The sequence below is a fragment of the Streptomyces sp. NPDC002104 genome, assembly GCF_053593795.1.
This window is the reverse complement of the sequence record NZ_JBSFDF010000116.1, coordinates 1-2694: the sequence shown is the minus strand read 5'-3', so window position 1 is coordinate 2694 and position 2694 is coordinate 1. Positions and strand designations below refer to the sequence as shown.

Annotated in this window: 1 protein-coding gene; it reads left to right on the top strand. The window is 71.4% G+C overall.

Features of this window, described 5'->3' with window-relative positions; genetic code table 11:
- Nucleotides 1–12 precede the first annotated feature (12 nt).
- The coding region (locus ACWCP2_RS38150) for a non-ribosomal peptide synthetase (RefSeq protein ID WP_450913127.1) at nucleotides 13–2694 on the top strand (2682 nt) is incomplete at its 3' end.

The following is a 2694-nucleotide window of genomic DNA, read 5'->3' as shown; positions in this document are numbered from 1 at the left end:
ACCCACCAAGACATCCCCTTCGAACGCATCGTCGAAGCCCTCAACCCACCCCGCCTCCCCAACCGCCACCCCCTCTTCCAAACCATGCTCCAGGTGGCGACCGGCGCAGCGCCGGAACTGGTCCTGCCGGGCGCGGAAACCGAGGCGCTGCCCGCCAACCTCGACGTGGCGAAGTTCGACCTTCACATCGCCCTTCACGCCGCGCTCACCGAGGACGGGCGGCCGGGCCCGCTGCGAGCCGACATCTCCTTCGCGGCCGACCTCTTCGAAGCCCGTACGGTCCGCGGGCTCTTCGACCGGATCACCCGCGTCCTGGAATCCGTCACCACCAACCCGGCCCAGCGCATCGGCACCATCGACCTCTTCGAGCCGGGCGAGCGGCAGCGCGTTCTGGAGGAGTGGAACGACACCGGACACTCCCTGCCGGAGGCGCGTCTCCCCGAGATCTTCGAAGCCCGGGCCGCTCGCGATCCGCAGGCCCTCGCGGTGTCCGCGCCGACCGGCGAGCTGTCGTACGCGGAGCTGAACGAGCAGGCGAACCGGGTGGCGCACGTGCTGCTGTCCCGGGGGATCGGGCCGGGTGACTACGTGGGCACGGTGCTCCCGCGCGGTGTCCGTCTGATGGTCGCCTTCCTCGCCATCCTCAAGGCCGGGGCCGCCTACCTGCCCATCGATCCGGCTTATCCGCAGGACCGCATCGAGTTCATCCTGGACGACACCCGGCCCAAGGCCGTGGTGACGGTCGAGCCCGCGGTGTTCTCCCTGGCCGGTGATGTTCTGGTCCTGGACTCCCCCGAGCTGTCCGCCGAGCTGGCGGGCGCACCCGTGCGCAACCCGGCGGACGCGGACCGGCCCGCGGAGCTGACGCGCGAGGCGCCGGCCTACGTGGTGTACACGTCGGGTTCGACGGGGCGCCCCAAGGGCGTGGTGCTTCCCGCCCGCGTACTGACCAACCTGCTGGCCTGGAACGCCTCGACCGTCACCGGCGAACCGGGGGCCCGGGTGGCCCAGTTCAGCGCGCTCGGCTTCGATGTGGCGGAGCAGGAGATCCTGTCCGCCTTCCTGTACGGCAAGACGCTCTGCGTGCCGGACGAGGAGACGCGGCTGAACCCCGCCGCGCTGGCGGTCTGGCTGGACCAGGAGCGGATCACCGAGTTCTACGCCCCGAACCTGGTGATCGCGGCCGTCTACGAGTCCGCGATCGAGCAAGGTCTGCGCCTGGAGGCCCTGCGCCACGTCATGCAGGCCGGCGAGGCCCTCCAGTTGACCGAGCAGGTCCGGGCGTTCCACGCGGAGCGGCCCCACATCGCTCTGCACAACAACTACGGGCCCTCCGAGAGCCACGTCGTCACCGGCACGGTGCTGCCCGCCGACGTCGCGGCCTGGCCCGCGTCGGCATCCCTGGGCGGACCGGTCTGGAACGCGCAGACGTACGTACTCGACGAGCAGCTGCGCCCCGTACCGTCCGGCGTCGTGGGCGAGCTCTACCTCGCCGGTGACTGCCTGGCCCACGGCTACCTGAACCGCCCCGGGCTGACCGCCGAGCGCTTCGTGGCCTGCCCCTTCGGCGGGCCGGGCGGCCGCATGTACCGCACGGGCGACATCGTGCGGTGGACGGACGCGGGTTCGCTGGAGTACCTCGGCCGCGCCGATGACCAGGTGAAGATCCGTGGCATCCGGGTTGAGCTGGGCGAGCTGACCTCGGTGATCGCCGGACACCCGGGGGTCGCACAGGCGGCCACGGTGCTGCGCGAGGACCGGCCGGGGGACAAGCGACTCGTCGCGTACGTGGTGCGGCAGCCCGGCGCGGCGGCGCCGACCGCCGGCGCGCTGCGCCGCCACGTGGCGTCGAAGGTTCCGGAGGCCATCGTTCCCGCGGCCTTCGTCACGGTGGACGTTCTGCCGCTGACGGCGAACGGGAAGCTGGACCACCGGGCGCTGCCCGCGCCCGTGTACGAGAGCCGCGTGGACGGGCGGGCTCCGCGCACGCCGGTCGAGAACACCCTGTGCGGGCTGTTCGCGGAGGTGCTGGGTGTCGACGTGGTCGGTGTCGACGACAGCTTCTTCGATCTGGGCGGCCACTCCCTGCTGGTGACGCGGCTCGTGAACCGGACGCGCACGGCGCTGGGACTGGACCTGACCGTCCGCACCGTGTTCGAGGCTCCGACGGTGGCCGAACTGGCAGCGCGCCTCGATGACACCACCCGCAACCGGCCCGCACTCCTCGCCGGAGTGCGCCCGGAGCGCCTGCCCGCCTCATTCGCCCAGCAACGCCTATGGTTCCTCGACCAGTTCGAGGGCCCGAGCGCGACCTACAACCTCCCCGTCAGCATCCGGATCACCGGAACCCTCGACGCGCAGGCTCTGGAAGCGGCACTGACGGACCTGATCACACGTCACGAGACCCTGCGCACCGTCATCCACGAGGCCGACGGCGAACCCGTGCAGATCATCCTGCCCCCCGAACCGGCGACCCTCCACCGGACCAACTGCACCGAGGACGCCCTCCCCCACGTCCTCCAGAAGCACGGCAGCCACGTCTTCGATCTGTCCGCCGAGCTCCCGATCCGGGTCACCCTGATCACCCTGGCCGAGGACCAGCACGTCCTGCTCGTCCTCCTGCACCACATCGCCGGCGACGCCGCCTCCATGGGCCCCCTCACCCACGACCTCAGCCACGCCTACACCGCCCGC